The organism is Candidatus Tisiphia endosymbiont of Ceraclea dissimilis (genome assembly GCF_964030735.1).
GTDB lineage: Bacteria > Pseudomonadota > Alphaproteobacteria > Rickettsiales > Rickettsiaceae > Tisiphia.
The window spans coordinates 972,512-994,816 of record NZ_OZ034917.1 but is presented as its reverse complement, the minus strand read 5'-3'; the positions used below and the strand labels follow the sequence as shown (position 1 = coordinate 994,816).

The following is a 22,305-nucleotide window of genomic DNA, read 5'->3' as shown; positions in this document are numbered from 1 at the left end:
TGTTTTAAAAAGTGTTTTTTAAGTAAATATTCCAAGTATTTTACGATAATATCACTTTCCAATCTTTCGTGCAAGTTCTTCTAAATATCCTGCTATAGTACTTAATGTTTCTGCAAATTTTTCTTCTTCACAAGGTATTTTATCGCCATCGATTTTAGCAATTTTATTAGTCAAATTTTGTACTTGTTCCTGTAAACTTAAGGCAGACATAACTAATAATAGTTCAAATGATGCTGATGGGCTAGCTTTTTTTATCTGGGTAATATTTTCATTTAACTTGGCTGCAAGATTGCACAATTCTTCTTCCGATCCGTCACTACATGCCAGTTGGAAAGTTTTGCTACCTAGTATTATTGTTACTATAGACATCTATATTATGTGTTTTTATGTTTTATTTCTTCCAATTCAGCAATATATACAGCTATTTGCTCAAGTATTTTTGTATAATTATCCTTGAGATATTTATTTTCATCTTTCAGTCTATTAATTTCTTGATGCTGTTCCGCAATATCCGACAAAAGACCTTCAATCCCTTGATCCACTTCTTGCATTAATTTAAGTAACAAATCAGTATTTATTGTCATTCATATGGTAATATTAAGTGAAAAATTATTGGAATTATTATTAATGTTAAAATAGAAATTATAATGAGCTGTTTTTTCCATTTATAATCAGATACCATTGAACCAGCCCTATTTTTGAAATCAATATCTTTAGGGAGTTCCTGCTCATCTTCCTCACCTGTATCCAAAACTATCCCTAAATAATTTGAATATAACTTAAGATAACCTTTCACATAAACTTCCGCTGGCATTGAACTTAGGTCTCCTTCTTCAAGAGCTTCTAAATATTGCTTTCTAATTTTCAAATAATCAGATATCTCTTCAAGAGTTTTGCCAGACTCTATTCTTGCTTGTTTTAGGGATGACGACATAACACGCTACTCAAGTTTACGCAAGAAGGTTTCAAACTTCTTATTTGCTAAAATTAAAATATTTAAGTCAATATTTTCCTGCAATCTAATTGCTTTGACAAAATCTAGGAAAATAGACGCAGAATCTATATTATTATCAATCCATAAATCTAAATCAATATTTACTTTGGATTTGTTAATTATTTTAGTTAATAATTGTCTTTGTTTATCATACAAGTCATCTTTTAATGATTGCGTTGATAATCTATTCCAATAAGAATCATTTAGCTGTTTATCACAAGATTTACGAAGCCAATCAATACTAAATTTGCTACCAGTAGCAAAATATAAACTAGCAACATCATTATTTGTAGCCTGGGTTCTTTTGGCAATATAGATTATGTCAAAAACTGACACTAAGCTATCGAGAGTTGCGACCCTTTGAGCTATCTCGTCTTTCACTCCCAACAAAACATATTGCTTAACTTTATCATCGAATTTATTTTTAGCTTCTCCTAAGAGAAATTTACTCACCACTTTGCTAAGCATTCTAGATGGTTGATAAAATTCATCAATGGTATCGCTAATATTGATAGGATGTTTTATATGCTTTAAAAACCAGGAGATACCTCTACGCATAATTTTAGCAAGTTCAGTAAACATGTCAATTTTAACTTTATATTCTATAGCATTTAGAGATTCCACTATAGTCCATAAATTATCTAAATCAAAAATTTCACAAATAATGGTATATGAACGAACTATATCACAAAGAGCAGCACCAGTGTCACGTTTTATAAGATTAAGTGATGGACCACCTAACTGATTAATAATTTTATTTGTTACAACGGTTCGAATAATTTCATGCTTAAGTGGATGAGATAAAATTTCTTCACGAAATTTCTCTTGCATTAATGCTGGAAAGTAATTAATCAGATAAGACTCAAAATATTTATCTTTTGAGAATGTTGCTGTTATTAAATCATGATAGACTGAGCGTTTACTATAAGAAAGTAATACACAAAGCTCAGGACGAGTTATACTTTCATTATTAAGAGTCCTTCTATTTAACTCTTCCCTAGTTGGTAGGAACTCAACAGTTCGATCAATTAATTTTTCTTCTTCTAAAGTATCAATAAATTGGCTAAATATTTCGATAGTCGAAATACGAGATAATTGCATGATATTAATCGCTTGATTCTGCTTATAATTATCAACTAATACCAACTCTTCAACTTGTTTGGTCATAGCAAACAGTAGTTTATTACGTTCTTCTAAACTGATTTTTTTAGAAACCATAGCTTGATTAAGAGCGATTTTTATATTTACTTCATGATCTGAACAATCAACACCAGCTGAATTATCAATAAAATCAGTATTTATCTGTCCACCGAGCTTGCTATATTCTATTCTACCTTGTTGCGATACGCCAATATTTCCACCTTCCCCTATTACTTTAGCTCTAATATCTTTACCATTGACTCTCAGATTATCATTTGCCTTATCACCTATATCTAGGTGACTTTCTGTCGAAGCTTTTATATAGGTTCCTATACCACCATTCCATATCAAATCAACTTCTGCTTGTAAAATAGCTCTAATCAGCTGTTCTGGGGTTAGTTGGTCAACATCTATCTTTAGCAATGATTTAGCTTCTGCCGATAACAAAATAGATTTACTACTTCGTTCAAAAACCCCGCCACCTTTTGAAATTAACTGTTGATTATAGTCAGACCAATTTGATGTAGGTAACTCAAACAATCTCATACGTTCATTAAAACTAATAATCGGATCGGGTTGTGGATCAATAAATATATGTTTATGATTAAATGCCGCAACAAGTTTTATTGCATTAGACCTAAGCATAGCATTACCAAAGACGTCTCCAGACATATCACCAATACCAACAACAGTAATAGGATCCTTTTGTATATCAAGACCCATAGCATAGAAATGACTTGCTACAGAAATCCACGCTCCTTTTGAAGTGATAGCCATTTTCTTATGGTCATAACCGGCTGATCCCCCGGAAGCAAAAGCATCACCTAACCAAAAATTATATTCAGCAGATATACTATTCGCATGATCTGAGAACGTTGCTGTACCTTTATCTGCTGCAACTACTAAATATGGATCTTCCTGATCATAGATAATAGTGTTTTGTGGTTGGACAATTTTGCCATTAACTATATTATCAGTGATATCAAGTAAACCACGGAGAAAATTCTTATAACATTCTATAACTCTTGCCATATATTCTTGACGAGTCATATTATCATCAGTGAAATTAACGAAAAACCCACCTTTTGAGCCGTCAAAAGGCACAATGACCGAATTTTTGGTACTTTGTGCTTTCATTAGCCCTAATACTTCTATTCTATAATCCTCTCCTCTATCAGACCATCTAATACCACCACGAGATACTTTGCCACCTCGTAAATGAATAGCTTCAAAATCATTAGCATAAACAAATATTTCAGCAAATGGCACTGGCAAAGGTAAATTAGGAACTTTTTTTGAATCAAATTTAAAAGAAAAATAATTTTTACAGACTATATTATGTTTGTTATCTCCATTCTGTAAATTATAGTCAATTGATGAGAAGTTGGGGAGGTTGTCGCTCAATGCTCGCCTATTACTTATAGGCGTCGCTCCATCGCTCCTAGCCCCAAATTCTCCTGAATTGACTATAGAACTAGATTGATAGCAATTAGTTCTAACAATAGCTTCAATAGTACCAAACATATGCCTTAAAACCTTATCCTCACTGCTACTAGTGATTTTATTAAGATAGCTAAGGATACTGTCTTTTATAGTTTTTGTACGTTCATCTGAAAAGTTTGCCGGATTAAATTTAGCATCAAACAAATCAACTAGCATTTTAGTATATAGAAAATGCTTTATTAAGGTCAGTTGAACATAACCCTTACCATAGATAAAGCCTGTTTGATGTAAATATCTAGTTAATGCTTTGACTAACTTAACTTGCCACCAATTAAATCCTGATAACACTATTAATTTACTTAAAGAATCATTATCTAAAAGTCCGAGAGATATTTTATCTAAAGCCTCTTCTACATTGGCTTTAAGCAAATCAATATTGCCTTCAATAGTTATTAATGGTTCGAGAGTGAACTCATATATCCAACTCTCTTTAATAGACTTCCCGCAAAACTCTACTTCTGCTGGTGATTTGTACGTCGAGTCGGTACTCGAATCCTCACGTACCTTTAAGTACGCTGCGGTTCTGCGTGCCAAGTCTCCTTCAAATCCCTCAGCATAAGCGACTTTTGCAGGAAGTCTAATATCTTCTGTTCCTTTTATAGCAAAGCTTTGTTCATCTATAGCCTTGAATCCCAAATTTTCTATAGATGGTAGTAGGTCGGAAAGAGCTAATTTGGGAGCAGGACTGTAAATTTTTAGCCGGAATTCACTATTATTTATAGTAATTAAATTAAATATAGGCTTGTGATAAATACTTGCCTCTTTTAGATACTCAATATCTATTAAAGTTGTTTGCCCATTAAATTTCTCTCTATAATCAATAGGAAAAATTGGATCAAAAAGTTTAAAATTTACTCCTCCCTGATATTCACCAAAATTTTTACATAATTTATGATAAAAATCTTCACTCCAACGAGTGGAAAGTTTATCTAATTCTTGCTCTATTATTTCAACTTCAAAATTAAGGCTATTTTTATTCTGCACCTCTAACGTAACAAATAAATATGAAAAATTTTCTGCTACTTCTGCCATATAATCTGATAATATTACCCCCTTAAGTGTATCGGATAAATAACAATTTATGGCACTATGTACTTCTGGTGTTAAACGATCTCTTGATAAGAATATTATGATATTAATAAAAGAACCAGACCAATCTTGTTGAATAAATAATTTGAGTTTTCTACTCATCATACCTGAAAGTACATGTAAGCACATACAGTATAGATCACCTTCATCAATCTGTATCAAAGCTTCTTTCGGTAGAGATTGAACTATACTTTTAAGCTTTTTGGTATTATATCCATCAGTCGGAAAGGCAGATTTATCTAGAACGAATTGTAGCTTTTGTCTTAATATAGGAATATCAGTAATTAGCTGGTAATATATTGCAGAACTATATAAACCAAAAATTATGCTACCTGAAAGATACTTTTTATCCTGATCGATCTTCTTGATTAAAATATAATCTACTAAGTTATTTCTATGTACACTTGATAGGGTATTAATTTTACCTAAAATGACTAATTTATTGTTATGTAATGGGCTTGCTGAGCGTTCAATAATATCAATAACTTCATTTTTAGTATCTTGTCCTTGCCATATTTTCTGGACACCTTCCTCTGAGGAAAAATCTTTGGAAATTAGATCAAAGTTAATCATACCTAAAAAAGTAAAATTATCATCTTTTAGCCAATTTAAGAAATCTATAGACTCATTATAATCTAAATAGTTATTGTGTAATTGTTGATTATTTTGAATCTCATTTGAAATCGTTGTTACTCTGTTCAATAATTTAGACCACACATTATGAGTAGTATCGACCTGATCTAAAGTTTTATTCAGAGAATTTTCTAAAGAATTGATATCGCTCTGATCAAAATTCCCTAAAATAGTTATATGTACTAAAGATTCGTCACTATCTTGCTTTACATCCAATATTTCTTGTAAATGACCATCATTGTTTCTTACGCAAGCTATAACAGGATGAAGTAAAAATTTAGCTTTCAAGTTGAGAGTTGTTAACAAACAAATAATCGAATCAACTATGAATGATTTATTTTCGTTCAATAACAAAATATTAATAGCAGGATTATTTTCAATTACCGTACTGACAATCTGCAATTTCCTTTTACTAGGTTGCTTTTCTTTAAAGAACTGAAAAGCACTATAAGCAAACTCGCCAAATAATTCTTGTCTATCTCTAAACCTATAATCTACAGGAATATAAACTAAAAATTTTTGTATAAATTTATTAAAAAGTGGCTCTCCATTTTTTACCTTACTTAATGATAAAATTTCTGATTTATAATTAGGCACTTGACAAGTAAGTCTACTTAAAGATAAAGACACTCTCTCTGCAGCCTTATTTATTGTAACTTTTTCTATTGTCATATTGTTACCAAACTTTATTATTGTTTCAAAGATTAAGCATTATATAGCTAACCCCATTAATATTACTCCGCCTATTAGCGAGACCACTGTGTGGTCGCATAGGCGTTAGTTTAAGAAAATAAAGTAGAAAAGTCGTCTATTAGCGAGCCACCGTAGGTGGCGTGGCAATCCATCTCTATCGCTTTTCTGGATTGCTTCGTCGACCTACGGTCTCCTCGCAATGACGTTTTTACCTTGTCATTCCCGCGTAAGCGGGAATCTAGACCCCTGCTTACGCAGGGATAACTTCCTACACTGGAATGACAATTTATAGATCGCCTCGTTCTCTTCACAATAACACCTGTATTCTCAAAAACTTATTTAGATTAGCATAATTCTTATCCCAGACTAAGCTATTTAATGTATTATAATTAAAATAAATTACTTAGCAAGAGGCTCGCACCATCATGGAAACTATTTTTGCTCAAAGCTCTAAACCAGGAAAAGCTGGTGTTGCAGTCTTTCGTATTTCTGGATCTAACAGCTTGGTTGCATTAAAACACCTAATTAAAAATGATAATGCCACGTTTATTCCTAGAGTCATGTACTGTAAAAAACTTATCAACCCTAAGAATCAAGAATTAATTGATGAAGCAGTTGTAGCATACTTCCAAGCTCCAGCTAGCTTTACTGGAGAAGATGTAGTAGAAATATATACTCATGGCAGTATAGCAATTGCTGCTATGCTAACTGAAACATTGTTAACCATCGAAGGTTTAAGAATGGCAGAGCCTGGGGAATTTACCCGTAGGGCTTTTTTAAATGGTAAATTTGATTTAACTGCGGCAGAAGGTATTGCCGATTTAATTGAAGCTGAAACTGTTTGGCAACATAGGCAGGCGGTTAAGCAAGTTGGAGGAGAACTCGAAACACTTTATAATGGGTGGAGACAAACTTTACTGACTATTATTGGTTTACTAGAAGCTTATATTGATTTCCCCGATGAAGATATTCCGCAAGAAATATTAAATAGGGTTATGACTCTTAGTGGTGAACTTAAATATGCTATAATAAAACATCTTGACGATAATAGACGGGGGGAATTACTTCGAACAGGCATTAAATTAACCATTTTAGGAGCTCCTAATGTTGGTAAATCTAGCTTACTTAATTTTTTGATGCAAAGAGATGTTGCCATTGTTTCAAATATTGAGGGAACAACTCGTGACATAATTGAGGGACATCTAGATATTGGAGGATATCCAATTATATTACAAGATACAGCTGGCATAAGGGATAGTAATGATTTAATAGAATTAGAAGGCATCAAACGAGCAATTGAATCAGCAAGAATGGCTGATATCAAAATAGTTATGCTTGATGCGGTAAAATTAAGCAACTCACCCTCATTGGATAATTTAATTGATGACAATACAATAATATTGATCAATAAAATTGATCTGCTAGATGATAAGTGTCAAATAGATATATGTAAAGATACATTAAAGAAAAATTATTTAAAGATTTCTATAAAAGATAATATTGGGATGGATAGTCTGTTAAAGGAAATTGAAAATATTGCTCATAATATAGCTGGTTTAACCGAAACCCCGCATATTACTAGACAACGTCAACGAGCATTTATAGAAAAAGCCTTAGAATATTTAAAAAAATTCAATAATGAGAATTTTAATGGTGAAAATGACTTAGTGTTAGCTACAGAAGATGTTAGAATGGCTATTAGAAGTTTGAGTAATGTTACTGGTAAGATTAGCGTTGAAGAAGTGTTAGGAGAAATATTTAGTAATTTTTGTATAGGTAAATAATCGATGATTCAAAAAAAACAACAAGAAATATTAGAGTTGATAGATAAATGGCAAAAATATCTGAAATTACAAAGAAATTGTTCGGAACATACGATAATTTCTTATAAAAATGATTTAGAAAATTTTCTAAATTTCCTAAATCATTATAACTCGGAAATCATAACCATTAATTCTCTAAGGCAAGTTGATATAAGGCTAGTACGGAGCTGGCTTTCTAAAAGGCAGCAAGATAATTACCTAGCAGCTTCTAATTCTAGAGGCTTGTCGGCGATCAAGAATTTTTATAAATATCTAGAAAAGACCACTAATATTACTTGCCATGCCATTTTTTCCATCAAAAGTCCTAAGAAAGCTAAAATATTACCTAAATCTTTATCGCAGGATGACGCTCAATTATCTATTGAACATATTGATAATTTTACTGATTTAGAATGGGTAGAATGGAGAAATAAAGCCCTATTGGTGCTTATTTATGCTGCTGGGCTTAGAATATCTGAGGCATTATCGATAACTAAATCTCATCTACAAGACTTAGAGTTTATAAAAATAACAGGAAAGGGTAAAAAGGAGAGGATAATACCATGGACGCCAATAGCTAAAGATTTTATAGAACAATATTTAAATAAATTACCTTATAGTATCGGTGAAAAAGATCCAATATTTCTAGGTAAGTTGGGTAAAAAATTACAAGCTCCAGTGTTTAATCGTGAATTAATACGATTACGTCGCTTCTATGGTTTACCGGAACATTTATCAGCTCATTCCTTTAGGCATAGTTTTGCGACACACTTACTTGAAAATGGAGCAGAATTAAGGTCTATTCAGGAATTACTTGGGCATAAAAGCTTATCAACTACCCAGCGTTATACTAAGGTTAGTCTAAAACATTTGGAGAATATTTATAATAATGCCCACCCAATATCAAAATCTGATAGCAAAATATTATAATCTTCTTGCCATAATTTTTAGTTATACGTTATATTATCCATACTTTTAATATTGAGAAACCTATATGTCTAGAATTACCTTACTGGAAGGATATAAGCCTTCTAACGACGAAGAATATATGAACCCTAAACAGTTAGAATATTTTAGACAAAAACTTCTTGAGTGGAAACGTTCTTTGTTGGAAGAATCGCGGGAAACCTTAAACCATCTCAAGGAAGAAAATTGGAATGAACCAGATTTTAATGATCGGGCATCAATTGAAACGGATACGGCACTAGAGTTACGAACAAGAGACAGGTATCGTAAGCTTATTGATAAAATAGAAGAGGCTTTGGTAAGGATAGAAAAAAATGAATATGGCTATTGCGAAGAAACTGGAGAACCAATTGGTTTAAAACGTTTAGAAGCAAGACCCGTTGCAACTTTGTGTATTGAATCGCAAGAGCGACATGAAAGCTATGAAAAACAGCATATAGATTTATAGTGGTAACTCACCTCCTTATGCATGGCATTTAAAAGTCATATAGAAAATAGCTTGGCGTCATTGCGAGAAGCTACTTTAGTAGCGACGAAGCAATCTAATGAATGTGGATTGCTTCGACCACGTAGTGGTCTTGCAATGACATCTTGCACTTTTCCGGAATTTTTAAATTGTCATGTGGTTTATGCGTAAGGTGAGTTATTCCCAACTTTAGAGAGGATTTGTTGGATAGTTAATGATAAGTCATAAAAATTTTTGATTAGATAATCAATCTTATTTATTTGATTATCTAATAGGTCAGCAGGCTGCTCTAATTCTAGAGGTACAATCTTGTTTGCCATATGGGTCTTCAAATATTCAATATCCTGGCTTGTATAATATCGTCTATTACGTATCTTATGTATAGCTAGGTTTGGCAACATACGCTCTAGATATCTTAGCTGGTGAGAGTGAATATTTAGAAGTTTTGTTACTTCGCTAATGGAGTAATATTTTTTATCCTGCATTTTTATTAATTAATAATTTTAATTTTTTAGCAGGTATAAAACGTATTACTTGTTTTTCTGGAATTATCACCGCCTCTTTTGTATGAAAATTTATACCAGGTCTAGGTTTTTTTATGCTAGTACAAAAGCTGCCAAAACCTACTAACGTCAATCTTTGCTTGCTTGCCATTTGCTGGATATTGCTAAATATTTGTTTGACTATTTCTTCGCATATAAGGTTTGATAGCCCCAATTTATCTTTTAACATACAAGCAATTTTTTCTTTAGTAATAGAAGTAGAATTAATTGATTTGGCTATACGCAAACGACTTGTTCTCAACACATCATTATCAAACTTAACTGAATTATCCTTTGTATCCACTGTCGATATGACCTTTTTAGAGATTTATACTAATTCCCATTTTAACCTATAGTCAATTCAAGAAAATTGGGTAGCAGGAGTAACGAGGGACGACGTCACTAACTTCTCATCAATTGACGATAGTATTTGTTTCAAAATGGAATATAACACAATAGGTATAGATTTAGCAAAAAATATTTTTCATCTTCATACAGTAGATAGAGCTATAAAATGTCAGAATCAGAGGTTAAATCCCCAGACAGTTCTAATGCACTATCTGTTGATTGATCTAAACTATCTTGACTAACTGTACACTTGTCAACTATTTTAAAAGCTTGATCTAAATACTCGGTATCATCTTTGCCAACATGTATTGCATGTATTCCATTGTTAGATGCTATATATCCATTATTGGGATTATCGTCTATTAAAACAACATTTTGATTATCATCAATACCAAAATAGTCCTTAGCTTCTTCTATATGTTTCTGTTTACCCATATTGGACATATCCTTTCCAATGGGATACGACACTACCAGAATTTTTTCACTTGCCTCTTTTCCTAAGAGCTGCTTAAGAGCATATTTGATGGCATCAGGATATGAGCAAAAAGATACAATGGCTATATGACAGCCTGCTTTTAATAGTTTTACTAATAGCTCCTCGTTTTTCCAACCTTTTGTTTCATCTTCTAGGAATCGATCTACATGAGGTATAAAATCTGATGTTTTTCTTAATAGTTCTTTGTTTTGTTCATTTTCTGTTTTATCTGCTAGAAACTTCTCTAAATAATTCGCACTAGGTACAAAGGCATCAATAAGACACTGCTCTAGAGAGTGTTTTACCATTGTTCCATCAAAATCAAAACAGAGTAATGTATTACCAGATTTAATTTTCGGCTCTAGTTTAAGTTTTTTTTTCAAAGGCTCATCTTCTTTTTTAACTTCTAGGTTCTGTTGACAAAATTTTTAACGTAACCATATTAAAGCTCCAACAAAATTTAGAAAGGCTAAAAAGGTGGCTGGGGCTTTATCAAACCTAGAAAATATACGCCTAAAATGTTTGATTTTACCAAAGAAACATTCAATTAAATGGCGTTCTTTATAAATATGTTTATCATATTCACGTTGTACTTTACGATTAGATTTTGGTGGGATAACAACCTCGCACCCCTTATTTTCTAAGCTTTCTACAAACGCACTACTATCATATCCTTTATCACCTATCACCGTCGTATTCTGAACATCTTTAGTAAGATTTTCAGCCTGAGTGATATCATTTCTTTGCCCAGCAGTTAGTATAAACTTCAGTGGGTTACCCAATGCATCAACGAGGGCATGAATTTTAGTACTAAAACCACCTTTGCTTCTACCTAAAGCTGCTTCCTCTTGATTACCTTTAATATATCCAGATGAGCAAGCATGTGCTCTTACAATAGTTGCATCAATCATCATTGATTCCATATCTACATCTACTTTAACATGATCCATTAAAGCTTCCCATATACCTTTGTCAACCCATCTCTTAAATCTGCGATAAACACTGTACCAACAACCATAATAATCAGGCAGAAGACGCCATTGACAACCTGTTCTAGCAATAAACCATATTGCTTCAATAAACTGTCTTATTTTTTCCTCATTCTTGTTGTGTATAGCTTTTTTTTTCTTAAAAAATGATAAAATTGCTTCCCATGCTTGGTCTTCTATGTAATACTTCATATCGGTAGTTTCTTGGTTTCGATAACTAGAAACTACCATTTCTTCTTACTATTGCAACTTCTTTATTCTACTCTGATAACTTAACATAAAATTTTGTCAACAGAACCTAGTTTACTAAAATTAAAATGGAGGGATTTTGATAATAATGATAATCTTTTTGACATCTGTTCTCTTATGTTTAGTTTATTATTTTTGCAATAGGTAGCTTATCGGGAAACCTAAAAACTCATAATCTAATAAACTAAAATTCCAAATTCTACAAGTACAAATTATTACTTAAATGAAGTGTTATAGTTGTTTCCGACAGCCTCCTAGCCCCAAATTCTCCGGAATTGACTATATATAATAAAATTACTATATAAACACTATAAGAACTCTATTCCATTTTGATCCATTATACTATATAATCACCAATTAAAAAAATATATTAAAGGTTTTTGATGTCTGCTATTCGCAATATTGCTATTATCGCCCACGTTGATCATGGTAAAACCACTCTAGTTGATAATATGCTTAAGCAAAGTGGAACTTTCCGAGCAAACCAGGAAGTAGCAGAGCGTGCTATGGATTCAAATGACCTGGAACGTGAACGTGGTATAACCATTTTAGCTAAATGCACCTCCCTGATGTGGAAAGATATCCGTATCAATATAGTTGATACTCCTGGTCACGCTGATTTTGGTGGCGAGGTAGAACGCATTCTTACTATGGTAGATGGGGTCATATTACTAGTTGATTCTTCTGAAGGCACAATGCCTCAGACAAAATTTGTGTTGTCAAAAGCTCTAAAACTTGGTTTAAAACCAATTGTTGTTATCAATAAAATTGACCGCCCCGATAGAAGGGTAAGTGAAGTAGTCGATGAAGTATTTGAATTATTTCTGGCATTAGAAGCAAATAATGAACAATTAGATTTTCCTATTATCTATGCTTCAGGGCGTAGCGGTTGGGCATCGCGTCACTTAGACGATGAGCAAAAAGACCTTGCTCCGCTTTTTGATTTGATAGTATCTCATGTGCCTACTCCTATCGCTGATAGCGAAGCTCCTTTTTCTATGCTTGTTACCACTAGAGAATATAACCCATATTTTGGTCGTGTACTTACTGGTCGTATCCATAGTGGGACAATTAAGACCAACCAAAATGTTAAAGCCCTAAATCGTGATAATATGACAACTGAAAATGCCCGAATAAGCAAAATACTCTCATTCCGAGGATTGGAACGGGTAGCTATCGATGTGGCATATGCTGGGGATATTATTGCTATTGCTGGAATTCAAAACGCTACTGTAGCCGATACGATATGTGCTCCTGAGATAATGGTAGCACTGCCATCCTTACCTATAGATCCACCAACATTATCTATGACCTTTGGAGTAAATGACTCTCCTCTTGCTGGACGAGAAGGTTCAAAACTTACTGCTAGAGTTTTAGGCGATAGATTGATGCGAGAGATCGAAAGTAACGTAGCAATACAGGTCAGCCAAACTGAAGAAAAAGATGCTTTTCAAGTTGCAGGTCGTGGTGAGCTACAATTAGGAATATTGATCGAGACTATGAGACGTGAAGGTTTTGAGCTATCAATCAGCAGACCACGCGTATTATTCAAAGAGGACGAACAGGGGAAGAGATTAGAACCAATTGAAGAAATCCAAGTTGATGTTGATGATGATTTTGTTGGGGTTGTGGTTAAGTCACTTGCCATACGTAAAGCAGAAATGACTGATATGCGTCCATCCGGCGGCGGTAAAACTAGAGTAACATTTTTAGGACCATCACGTGGTCTTATTGGCTATCACGGTCAATTCTTAACTGAAACTCGGGGTACCGGTGTTATGAACCGTGTTTTCCATAGCTACGCTCCCTATAAAGGAGCTATTGAAGGAAGGCGTAATGGAGTGTTAATTTCCAATGGAGATGGTGAAGCTGTTGCCTATGCTCTATGGAATCTTGAAGATCGTGGAAAAATGTTTATAAACCCTAATGAACTAGTATATCAGGGAATGATTATAGGAGAACATAATCGGGATAATGATCTAGAGGTCAACCCTCTAAAAGCCAAGCAATTGTCAAATGTTAGGGCTTCGGGTAAGGATGAAGCTATGCGGCTCATTCCACCACTCCTTATGACATTAGAGCAAGCTATCAGCTATATCGAAAATGATGAAAGGGTAGAAGTTACTCCTAAATCAATTAGACTCCGTAAGGCAATGTTGAATCCTAACGACCGGAAGAGATCGGAACGACGCAACGAGGAATAGGAGACTGCCTGCAATAACTAATTAATTATATTTTGAGCTATTTTTTGGTGAGAATAAATATGATTTATGCAGAAATAATGTACCTATTTCAAGAAAATCATGTTTATATGCAGCCCAAAAGAGCCAAATATAGAATTACTTAGTTATTGTAGGCAGACTCCTAGCTTCTTTAGACGAAAGAAAGTGAGATATGAATAAGGTGGTTTTTCTAGTCTGTTAGACAGAAGGATAGGTCATATGCCGCCAAACAAAGTAGCAGTTGATGGATATATGGATTAAGGTAGCATCCTAATTTGATAGTGACAATGGACGATGCTAGGAGACTGCCTGCAACAATTAAAGTAATTCTATATTTGGCTCTTTTTGGTTGCGAATAAACATGATTTTCTTGAAATAGATGACTATTCCTACAAAAGTCATATCTATTCTCGCCGAAAAATAGCTCAAAATATAATTAATTAGTTATCGTAGGCAGCCTCCTAACCTTGTTACAACTAACTTCCAGATTTGCTATTAATCTGAACTTGATATTCCTTATTAAGTGCTTTAATCGCGTATATCCATAATATTACGATAACAAAAAATATAGCAGCGAAATAAGGGGTAGCTTCAACGAAGGTAAAAGTAGGAAGCAAGATAAAGAATGTTGACTGGATAATACCACCACCAGATTTACCGAACCTACCACCTATCACTTCTACTGCCGCTTGTCCTTTTGTTCTAAGATCCTTATCAATAGGGATATATGCCATATTCTTGGTAGCATCAAATAGTGAATATTTTGTTGCCTTGCTTAAAATATTTTGAATCATTCCAATCATCACTGCTACTGCCAAAGGTCCAGAAGCGAATAGACCAGTAACATACATCGCAATAGTGCTATCAAAGAAAATGAAGGCAAAAAAAGCAACCCCAGTAATTAACATCATCATAGGAGTAATCATCGCGGCAGTGAACCAAGAAACCCTTCTTAAGATATTAGAGCCAACAACCATGAATAATATAGCTGTCACACCTTGCCAAGCCTGAAATTGCCCCATATACATGGTATAGTCTTCTTTGCTTGGATATAGTTGCTGAATCTTTGACTTCCATACACCTTCTACAAGATTTACTGACACACTATAAGATATAATGAGTAAGGCAATAAGCCCTAAATATTTTGAACTAAAAATCATTCTAAAGCTTTCTATAAGAGATAGCTTAACCTTACCTTTCTTGCTTACTTTACTCGTTGCGTCATATAAAGTAGGATCGGTTAAAACATGCTGATTCATCCATCTATACAATAACATGATAATTACAGCACTACCCATCATAATAACAAATAGTGGAGTATATTTCAGATGTTCTGCAACTATTTGAGTTTCTGTGCTTAAAAAATAGCAAAGTATTATGGCAGTAACTGGTAAAGATAAATTTGCTAACATACCAAACATAGAATAAAAGCGTTTTGCCTCTTCAGTCTTAGTAATTTGGTTAGCAAATTGCCAAAATAATAAGCTAAGCATCATACTTCCCCAAAGTTCTGATATAGCATAGAAGACTGCAAAACTCCACTTACCAACTACCCTAATAAACCACTTAAAATTGGGATACGCATTACTTAATGTCTCAATTGTTTCAGGATTAGGATGCACCAACTCTGGATATGGGTATAATACGAAAGTAAATAATACAAAATATGCTAGAAAAAAACTGGTCACAGCGTAAAAAACATTTTCTTGTTTTAAAAAGTCACAGAGTTTTACATAAGCAACCATAAATAGTATTGCCATTGGTAAAACAACATAGGTTTTTACAAAGCTTATTGATTCAGGACCAATAGCTGTTACGACAAATCCATCTTTTATCGACCTAAGGGTGGAATAGTTGAGCAAAATGCAAAACATCATAGCTGCCATAGGCAGAAACTTCTTATTTTCATGCCCTTCAATTGGCCAAACCACTCTTCTTAATTCTGAGAAATAACTATTATCTTTCACCTTATCCATACTGTTTTATTCATTATATAATCAGTACACTTATATAGATTTATGTACAAAAAGTCAAATAAAATGATTAATTCTTTTCGTATATCATACAATTTATGATTAGTGTTAAGAAAGATAATAATGTATATTTATTTTGCTAGTTTTCATATTTAGCAATTAAATTTTAAAAATTATATAAAAGTATTTTTATGGAGTGTATAAATGATAAAAAAAAATAGATTAGACTTTCTGTATAAGGCAATTACTATTGTAGGAGTGCTATTACTAAGCTCATATAGTATAGCAAATACTACGTCACCCACAATGTCAAATGCCAAACAAACTAATATTAATAGTACTACTGTTAATAACGATAATGAATTACAAAAAATTATTGATGAGTTCGGTTCTTATGCTGCAGGAATTTCAGCAGAACTGAGGGAAGAAATAAAACAATATCGAATAGAAGTTGCTAAAATTAACGCTCATAAACGCGAATTATATAAAAAAATCTCACAAGAAGCTCAAAAATATCTTGCTAAAGAACGAGAATATAAAAAAAGAATTTCAGATTTGAAAAAAGATCAAGAAAATCCTAGCTCTACTGAAAAAAAATAATGCTTTATCAACAATTTCAGCAAAATATTGAGCAGCTAATTGGCAATAGACCTCCGAGGTCTGTTGCCTTAGCTGTTTCTGGGGGGTCTGATTCCATAGCCCTTTTAATGTTAACACATAAATGGGTCAGCACTAATAGTATTAATGAAAATATTAGTATGGTTGTGATGTTAGTTGACCATCATTTACGGGAACAATCTAAGCTAGAGCATGAGTATGTTCGGGATTTAAGCCGTAAATTGGGGTATGACTACCATCTACTTCACTTCGATCACCAAAATAATTTTTCTAATTTACAAGCAAGGGCAAGAGAAGGACGTTATCAATTAATGACCGATTTATGTAAAAAATTAGATATATTGACAATTTTGACAGCCCATCATTTGGATGATTATATAGAAAATTATTGTCTGAGATTAGAAAAAAAAAGTAGCATATTTGGACTTAGTGGTAGCCCTATTAATTGGTATAATAATGTTAAAATAGTGAGACCATTGTTTAACATACCAAAACAACGGTTAGTAACGTATTTAATTGCCAATAATATAAAATGGTTTGAAGATGAATCGAATAAATCCGACAAATACCAACGAAATATTATTAGAAAAAAATTATCTCAACAAGGAGAATATGTAAAAAATCAAATAATTTCTGAGCAATCTACAATTAACCAATTAGTAGAAGAAAAATTGCAACCTGAATTAATCGCTTGCATTGCCGAATCAGTAAAAATTTATCAATTCGGTTTTGCTACTATAAATTTATTACAGATTACAAGATTTTCTAGCGAAATAATACTACAGTTAATTAGTTTTGTCCTTATCATTATTAGCGGTAAAAATCGTAGTAGTAGATCAGAGCCAATAAGGATAATAGTGATATTATTACAACAACAAATGAATTTTACTAAAACATTACATGGTTGTGTGATAAAAAAAATTAATAATAATTTAATAATTTGCCGGGAATTTGGCAGAAGTTTGCCGATGGACATTAAACTTAACAATATAGATATTTGGGATGGTAGATTCCGTTTTACAGGAAGCTTTGCAAATAATTCAGGCTACTTAGTAAGTAATTTAACGATCAAGGATTATAGTAAAATAAGAAAAGATTTAGATTTAACAATACTAAAAGAGACAAGTTTCAATAACCATGTTGCTATTTTATTCACTCTACCAGTAGTCAAGATACTTGAAAAAGTTATAGCCATACCCCATATATCCTACTATAATGATGAGGGGTTGAGTAAGGGGCTTGATGTTGCTTTTTCTCCAAATTTTGTATCGCGTTTTACGCATTTCTGTTAGGTGAGTTGTAGATGAATAATCAAGGTAAGAATGTTCTAATTTGGGTATCGATTTTTGTTTTAATGGTGCTTGTTTTTCATGCATTTCAAAATGATGGTTTTATTGGAGGAAAGAGTAATATTTCTTTCTCAGATTTTTTAACCAAAATTGATGAAAAAGCAGTTAGTTCTGTTAAAATTCAGGGTAGAATAATCGATGGAAATCTAAGTGATGGAACAGCTTTTTCAACTTATGCTCCTGACTATCCAGATTTAATAAACCGTCTAAGTAGTAACGGTGTATATATTGAAGTAATACCTCCTGATACCAAAATGAACCTATTGTTTAGCATATTCATTTCGTGGTTCCCAATGATTTTGTTGATAGGTGGCTGGATATTTTTCATGCGTCAAATGCAAGGCGGTGGGAAAGCTATGGGTTTTGGCAAATCTAAAGCCAAGCTAGTTTCAGATAAGGGACCAAAAGTTACTTTTAAAGATGTTGCTGGTATTGATGAAGCTAAAGAAGAATTAACTGAAATTGTTGATTTTCTTAGAGATCCAAGCAAATTCCAGAAACTTGGTGGTAAAATCCCCAAAGGCTGTTTATTAATAGGATCGCCTGGAACAGGTAAAACTCTGTTAGCAAGAGCTATAGCAGGTGAGGCAAATGTTCCGTTCTTTAGTATTTCTGGTTCTGATTTTGTTGAAATGTTTGTTGGTGTGGGTGCAAGCCGTGTACGTGATATGTTCGAACAAGGGAAGCGTAATGCCCCTTGCATAATCTTTATTGACGAAATAGATGCTGTAGGTCGTCACAGAGGTATTGGCATGGGCGGTGGTAACGATGAACGTGAACAAACATTGAATCAGATGTTAGTTGAAATGGATGGGTTTGAAGATAATGAAGGAGTAGTGATTATTGCGGCAACTAACAGACCTGATGTACTTGACACTGCCTTACTAAGACCCGGAAGGTTTGATCGTCAAATTACTGTACCTAATCCAGATATTGATGGTAGAGAACAAATTTTACAAGTACATTTGAAGAAGATAAAATGTGCTAAGAATATAATACCTAGAACCATAGCTAGAGGAACTCCTGGATTCTCAGGGGCAGAGCTTGCTAATCTTGTTAACGAATCGGCATTAATTGCTGCTCGTAAAGGCAAAAAAGAAGTTGATATGCTGGAATTAGAGGAAGCAAAAGATAAGGTGTTAATGGGCGTGGAAAGACGTTCTATGATTATGTCAGATGAGCAGAAAAAACTAACTGCCTATCATGAAGGTGGGCATGCATTAGTTGGGCTTTACTGCCCAGCTTCTGATCCAATTCATAAAGCAACTATTATTCCAAGAGGTAAAGCGCTTGGTATGGTAATGAGATTACCTGAAAATGATCGGTTTTCTATACAGCGTGATAAAATGGAAGCTGACATAGCGGTAGCAATGGCAGGCAGAGTAGCTGAAGAACTTATTTTTGGTAAAGACAAAGTTACTTCTGGTGCTTCTTCTGATATTAAAATGGCAACCAGAATGGCTAGAGCTATGGTAACTGATTGGGGGCTAAGTGATGCAATAGGGCCTGTATATCATGGCTCAAGCAATGAAGATATGTATGCTAGTGGTAGGGGGGAAGGTCATACTTCTGTACATACCGCAGAATTAATTGATAGGGAAGTGAAAAATTTTGTTGAAAAAGGTTACGATTTAGCAAAAAATATACTAACTGAGCATATTAGTGAACTCCATCTATTAGCCAAAATATTAATTGAGCATGAAACATTGTCAGGGCAACAGATTAAAAACTTGCTTAGTGGTAGAGCTATGAATTCAGAAGAGGCAAATTTATTTCCAATGAGCAATGATGATAATGGTACTATAAAAATTAAAAAACCAAGTCGGAAAAAAGACTTGTAGAGTGGGGAATAGATATGGCAGAACTTAGATTACCACCTAATTCTAAAGTCGGTAAAGGTATAGTACATAAATATTCTGGGAAAGCGGTTAAGTTACGTAATGTTAGGATTTATAGGTATGATCCAGATTCTGAGGAAAACCCGAGAATTGATATTTACGAGTTAGATCTAGACAAAACAGGTCCAATGGTTCTAGATGCCTTAATTAAAATAAAAAATGAAATAGATTCTACTTTGACTTTCAGACGCTCTTGTCGTGAAGGGATTTGTGGTAGTTGTGCAATGAATATAGATGGAACTAATACACTTGCCTGCATTAAGCCTATTGAAGAAATTTGTGGTGATATCAAGATATACCCCCTACCACATATGAAGGTAGTAAAAGATTTAGTACCAGATATGTCACATTTCTATGCTCAATATGAATCGATAGAACCTTGGCTAAAAACTGATACTCTTCCTCCTTCCAATAGTGAAAGATTACAGTCGCTTAAGGATAGAGAAAAATTAGATGGGCTATATGAATGTATATTATGTGCATGTTGTTCCACCTCCTGCCCAAGCTATTGGTGGAATGGTGATAAATATTTAGGTCCTGCGATTTTACTACAAGCTTATCGGTGGATTGCTGATTCTAGGGATGAGTATACTGGAGAGCGTTTAGATGCTTTAGAAGATCCGTTTAAGCTATATCGTTGTCATACAATTATGAACTGTACCAAAACTTGTCCAAAAGGTTTAAATCCAGCTAAAGCTATTGCAGAGATAAAAAGCCAAATAATACAACGTCATGGAGTATAAAATAGAACTTTTTTATTGAATTACTCACTTACGCATAACACCCATGACAATTTAAAGATTCCGGGAAAGTACAAGACGTTATTGCGAGGAACTGCTTTAGTAGCGACGAAACCATTATAAGTTAAAAGTATGATATCCATTTTTCTGTCATCCCTGCATAAACAGGGATATAGATTCCCGCCTACGCGGGAATGACAAAGGAACGAATTATGGATTGCCTCCTATAGTCAATTCAGGGGAATTGGGTAGCAGGAGCGATGGAGCGACGCCTATAAGTAATAGGCGAGATTGAGCAACGACGTCACAAACTTCTCATCAATTGACTATTCTATGATAGTACCTATGCTGCGGGGTATAGAGGTAATTTTATTATAGAATGGGAATTGATGGATGGTGATATATCCAGTACACTAAGAATTTCAACAAGAGCTTTGGTAAGATCCTGAATCATTTTATCGGTATGGTTGGGTGTTGGAATGATTCTTAAGCGTTCTGTACCACGTGGTACTGTTGGAAAGTTGATATGCTGAACATAAATATTATAGTCATTCAACAACATATTAGAGGCTTGTTTGGCTTTAATTGGGTCGCCAATAATTATTGGTATAATATGGCTATCATTCTTAAAATAATTCACTTTAGCTTGATCAAAAGATTTTTTTACCTTGGCTATTACCTTTTGATAAGTTTCCCTTTCTATATTAGAATTTTTTAAATGACGAATACTTGCAGTTGCTGCCGAAGCGATAATTGGCGGTAAAGAGGTGGTGAATATAAAACCTGGAGCCGTAAGTCTTATAGAATCGATAATCTGACTATCAGCTGCAATATAGCCGCCAATAACGCCGTAAGCCTTGCCAAGGGTTCCCTGGATAATATTAATTTTATCAGCACAACCTTGAAGATCGGCAATACCAGCACCATGCTTGCCATATAGACCCACTGTATGTACTTCGTCAATAAAAGTTAAAGCATTATATTTTTTAGCTAAATTCACTATTTTTTCTATTGGAGAAAATAATCCGTCCATAGAATAAGCGGATTCAAAAACAATAATCTTTGGTCTATTAATATCTACCTTTTTAAGTAGTTCTTCAAGATGTTGAACATCAATATGTCGATAAATATGTTTTTCAGCTTTTGAGTTACATATACCAGAAATAATAGAAGCGTGATTTAACTCATCTGAGAAAAAAACTATATTAGGCATTATTTTTGCTAGTGTTGCAAGGGTGGTATCATTGGCAACATAACCGGAAGTAAAGACTAAAGCTGATTCTTTATTATGTAAGGTTGCTAGTTCTTGTTCTAATTCTATTATACAGCTATTATTGCCGCCTATATTTCTTGTGCCACCAGAGCCAATGCCATATTTGGCTATAGCCTCTAGAGCAGCTTTGGTAACATCTGGGTGCTTACTCATTCCAAGATAATCATTAATACACCACATGACAATTTCTTTATCAACATACCAAGCGGACGGGAAATTATCTGCCTGCCTTTGAACAGGAACAAATTCACGGTATCTGCCTTCTTGTTTAATTCTAGTTATGTGATTATCAAATATATTATTATAGTTAAACATTATATTAACCTCAATTGCCAGTTGCTAG

General features: G+C 33.6%; 17 protein-coding genes and 3 pseudogenes. 8 read left to right on the top strand and 12 right to left on the bottom strand.

What is annotated here, in order from left to right; genetic code table 11:
* Positions 1-51 precede the first annotated feature (51 nt).
* The 6 genes and pseudogenes from ACQH1V_RS04860 to ACQH1V_RS04835 all read right to left on the bottom strand — a co-directional run.
* Complete coding sequence (locus ACQH1V_RS04860; protein ID WP_094649410.1) at positions 52-369, bottom strand: cell division protein ZapA; 318 nt, start codon at positions 367-369, stop codon at positions 52-54.
* Positions 370-374: 5 nt separating this feature from the next.
* Complete coding sequence (locus ACQH1V_RS04855) at positions 375-584, bottom strand: hypothetical protein (RefSeq protein WP_094649411.1); 210 nt, start codon at positions 582-584, stop codon at positions 375-377.
* Complete coding sequence (locus ACQH1V_RS04850; protein ID WP_094649412.1) at positions 581-934, bottom strand: helix-turn-helix domain-containing protein; 354 nt, start codon at positions 932-934, stop codon at positions 581-583. Before ACQH1V_RS04850 ends, ACQH1V_RS04855 begins: the two co-directional genes overlap by 4 nt.
* Before the next feature lie 6 nt (positions 935-940).
* Positions 941-3,460 (bottom strand): annotated as a pseudogene (locus ACQH1V_RS04845) (NAD-glutamate dehydrogenase domain-containing protein); the annotation flags it as partial.
* Positions 3,461-3,607: 147 nt separating this feature from the next.
* Positions 3,608-4,783: pseudogene (locus ACQH1V_RS04840) on the bottom strand (palindromic element RPE1 domain-containing protein); the annotation flags it as partial.
* A 114-nt stretch (positions 4,784-4,897) separates the two neighbouring features.
* A pseudogene (locus ACQH1V_RS04835) lies at positions 4,898-6,031 on the bottom strand (NAD-glutamate dehydrogenase); the annotation flags it as partial.
* Positions 6,032-6,477: 446 nt separating this feature from the next.
* Here ACQH1V_RS04835 and mnmE point away from each other — a divergent pair.
* The 3 genes from mnmE (at position 6,478) to dksA (ending at position 9,268) form a co-directional block, all read left to right on the top strand.
* Entirely contained in the window at positions 6,478-7,836 is a 1,359-nt protein-coding gene (mnmE, locus tag ACQH1V_RS04830) for a tRNA uridine-5-carboxymethylaminomethyl(34) synthesis GTPase MnmE (RefSeq protein WP_094649388.1), read from the top strand.
* A 3-nt stretch (positions 7,837-7,839) separates the two neighbouring features.
* Complete coding sequence (locus ACQH1V_RS04825) at positions 7,840-8,784, top strand: tyrosine recombinase XerC (protein WP_094649387.1); 945 nt, start codon at positions 7,840-7,842, stop codon at positions 8,782-8,784.
* A gap of 64 nt (positions 8,785-8,848) precedes the next feature.
* Positions 8,849-9,268, top strand: coding sequence for an RNA polymerase-binding protein DksA (gene dksA, locus ACQH1V_RS04820; RefSeq protein ID WP_094649386.1), 420 nt, complete (start codon positions 8,849-8,851; stop codon positions 9,266-9,268).
* Between the two features lie 179 nt (positions 9,269-9,447).
* Here dksA and ACQH1V_RS04815 read toward each other — a convergent pair whose 3' ends face one another.
* The 4 genes from ACQH1V_RS04815 to ACQH1V_RS04800 form a co-directional block, all read right to left on the bottom strand.
* Complete coding sequence (locus tag ACQH1V_RS04815; protein WP_425360046.1) at positions 9,448-9,771, bottom strand: MerR family transcriptional regulator; 324 nt, start codon at positions 9,769-9,771, stop codon at positions 9,448-9,450.
* Entirely contained in the window at positions 9,761-10,018 is a 258-nt protein-coding gene (locus ACQH1V_RS04810; protein ID WP_425360882.1) for an HU family DNA-binding protein, read from the bottom strand. Before ACQH1V_RS04810 ends, ACQH1V_RS04815 begins: the two co-directional genes overlap by 11 nt.
* Before the next feature lie 317 nt (positions 10,019-10,335).
* Entirely contained in the window at positions 10,336-11,034 is a 699-nt protein-coding gene (locus ACQH1V_RS04805) for a hypothetical protein (protein ID WP_425360045.1), read from the bottom strand.
* Positions 11,035-11,079: 45 nt separating this feature from the next.
* Positions 11,080-11,832, bottom strand: a complete 753-nt coding sequence (locus tag ACQH1V_RS04800; RefSeq protein ID WP_425360879.1) for an IS5 family transposase — start codon at positions 11,830-11,832, stop codon at positions 11,080-11,082.
* 440 nt (positions 11,833-12,272) lie between these two features.
* Here ACQH1V_RS04800 and typA point away from each other — a divergent pair, with 440 nt between their 5' ends.
* On the top strand, positions 12,273-14,093 hold the full coding sequence (gene typA, locus ACQH1V_RS04795; RefSeq protein ID WP_425360044.1) for a translational GTPase TypA: 1,821 nt from the start codon (positions 12,273-12,275) through the stop codon (positions 14,091-14,093).
* A gap of 494 nt (positions 14,094-14,587) precedes the next feature.
* Here typA and ACQH1V_RS04790 read toward each other — a convergent pair whose 3' ends face one another.
* A complete protein-coding gene (locus ACQH1V_RS04790; RefSeq protein WP_425360043.1) occupies positions 14,588-16,087 on the bottom strand; it encodes an Npt1/Npt2 family nucleotide transporter in 1,500 nt (499 codons plus the stop codon).
* A 201-nt stretch (positions 16,088-16,288) separates the two neighbouring features.
* Here ACQH1V_RS04790 and ACQH1V_RS04785 point away from each other — a divergent pair, with 201 nt between their 5' ends.
* Genes ACQH1V_RS04785 through ACQH1V_RS04770 form a run of 4 tightly spaced genes read left to right on the top strand, consistent with a single transcriptional unit; the run spans position 16,289 to position 20,692 of the window.
* A complete protein-coding gene (locus ACQH1V_RS04785) occupies positions 16,289-16,684 on the top strand; it encodes a hypothetical protein (RefSeq protein WP_094649260.1) in 396 nt (131 codons plus the stop codon).
* Positions 16,684-17,994: a tRNA lysidine(34) synthetase TilS gene (tilS, locus tag ACQH1V_RS04780; protein ID WP_425360042.1), complete on the top strand. Its 1,311-nt coding sequence runs from the start codon at positions 16,684-16,686 to the stop codon at positions 17,992-17,994. The genes ACQH1V_RS04785 and tilS overlap by 1 nt, the downstream gene beginning before the upstream one ends.
* Before the next feature lie 11 nt (positions 17,995-18,005).
* Positions 18,006-19,892 carry an ATP-dependent zinc metalloprotease FtsH gene (gene ftsH / locus ACQH1V_RS04775; RefSeq protein ID WP_425360041.1) on the top strand — a complete coding sequence of 629 codons (1,887 nt, stop codon included), beginning with the start codon at positions 18,006-18,008 and terminating at the stop codon, positions 19,890-19,892.
* Positions 19,893-19,906: 14 nt separating this feature from the next.
* Positions 19,907-20,692: a succinate dehydrogenase iron-sulfur subunit gene (locus ACQH1V_RS04770; RefSeq protein ID WP_425360040.1), complete on the top strand. Its 786-nt coding sequence runs from the start codon at positions 19,907-19,909 to the stop codon at positions 20,690-20,692.
* Positions 20,693-21,032: 340 nt separating this feature from the next.
* Here the strand turns inward: ACQH1V_RS04770 and hemA are convergent, their stop codons facing one another.
* The gene (hemA, locus tag ACQH1V_RS04765) at positions 21,033-22,277 is read right to left on the bottom strand and encodes a 5-aminolevulinate synthase (protein ID WP_094649256.1); all 1,245 of its coding nucleotides are present in this window, start codon (positions 22,275-22,277) and stop codon (positions 21,033-21,035) included.
* Between the last annotated feature and the right edge of the window lie 28 nt (positions 22,278-22,305).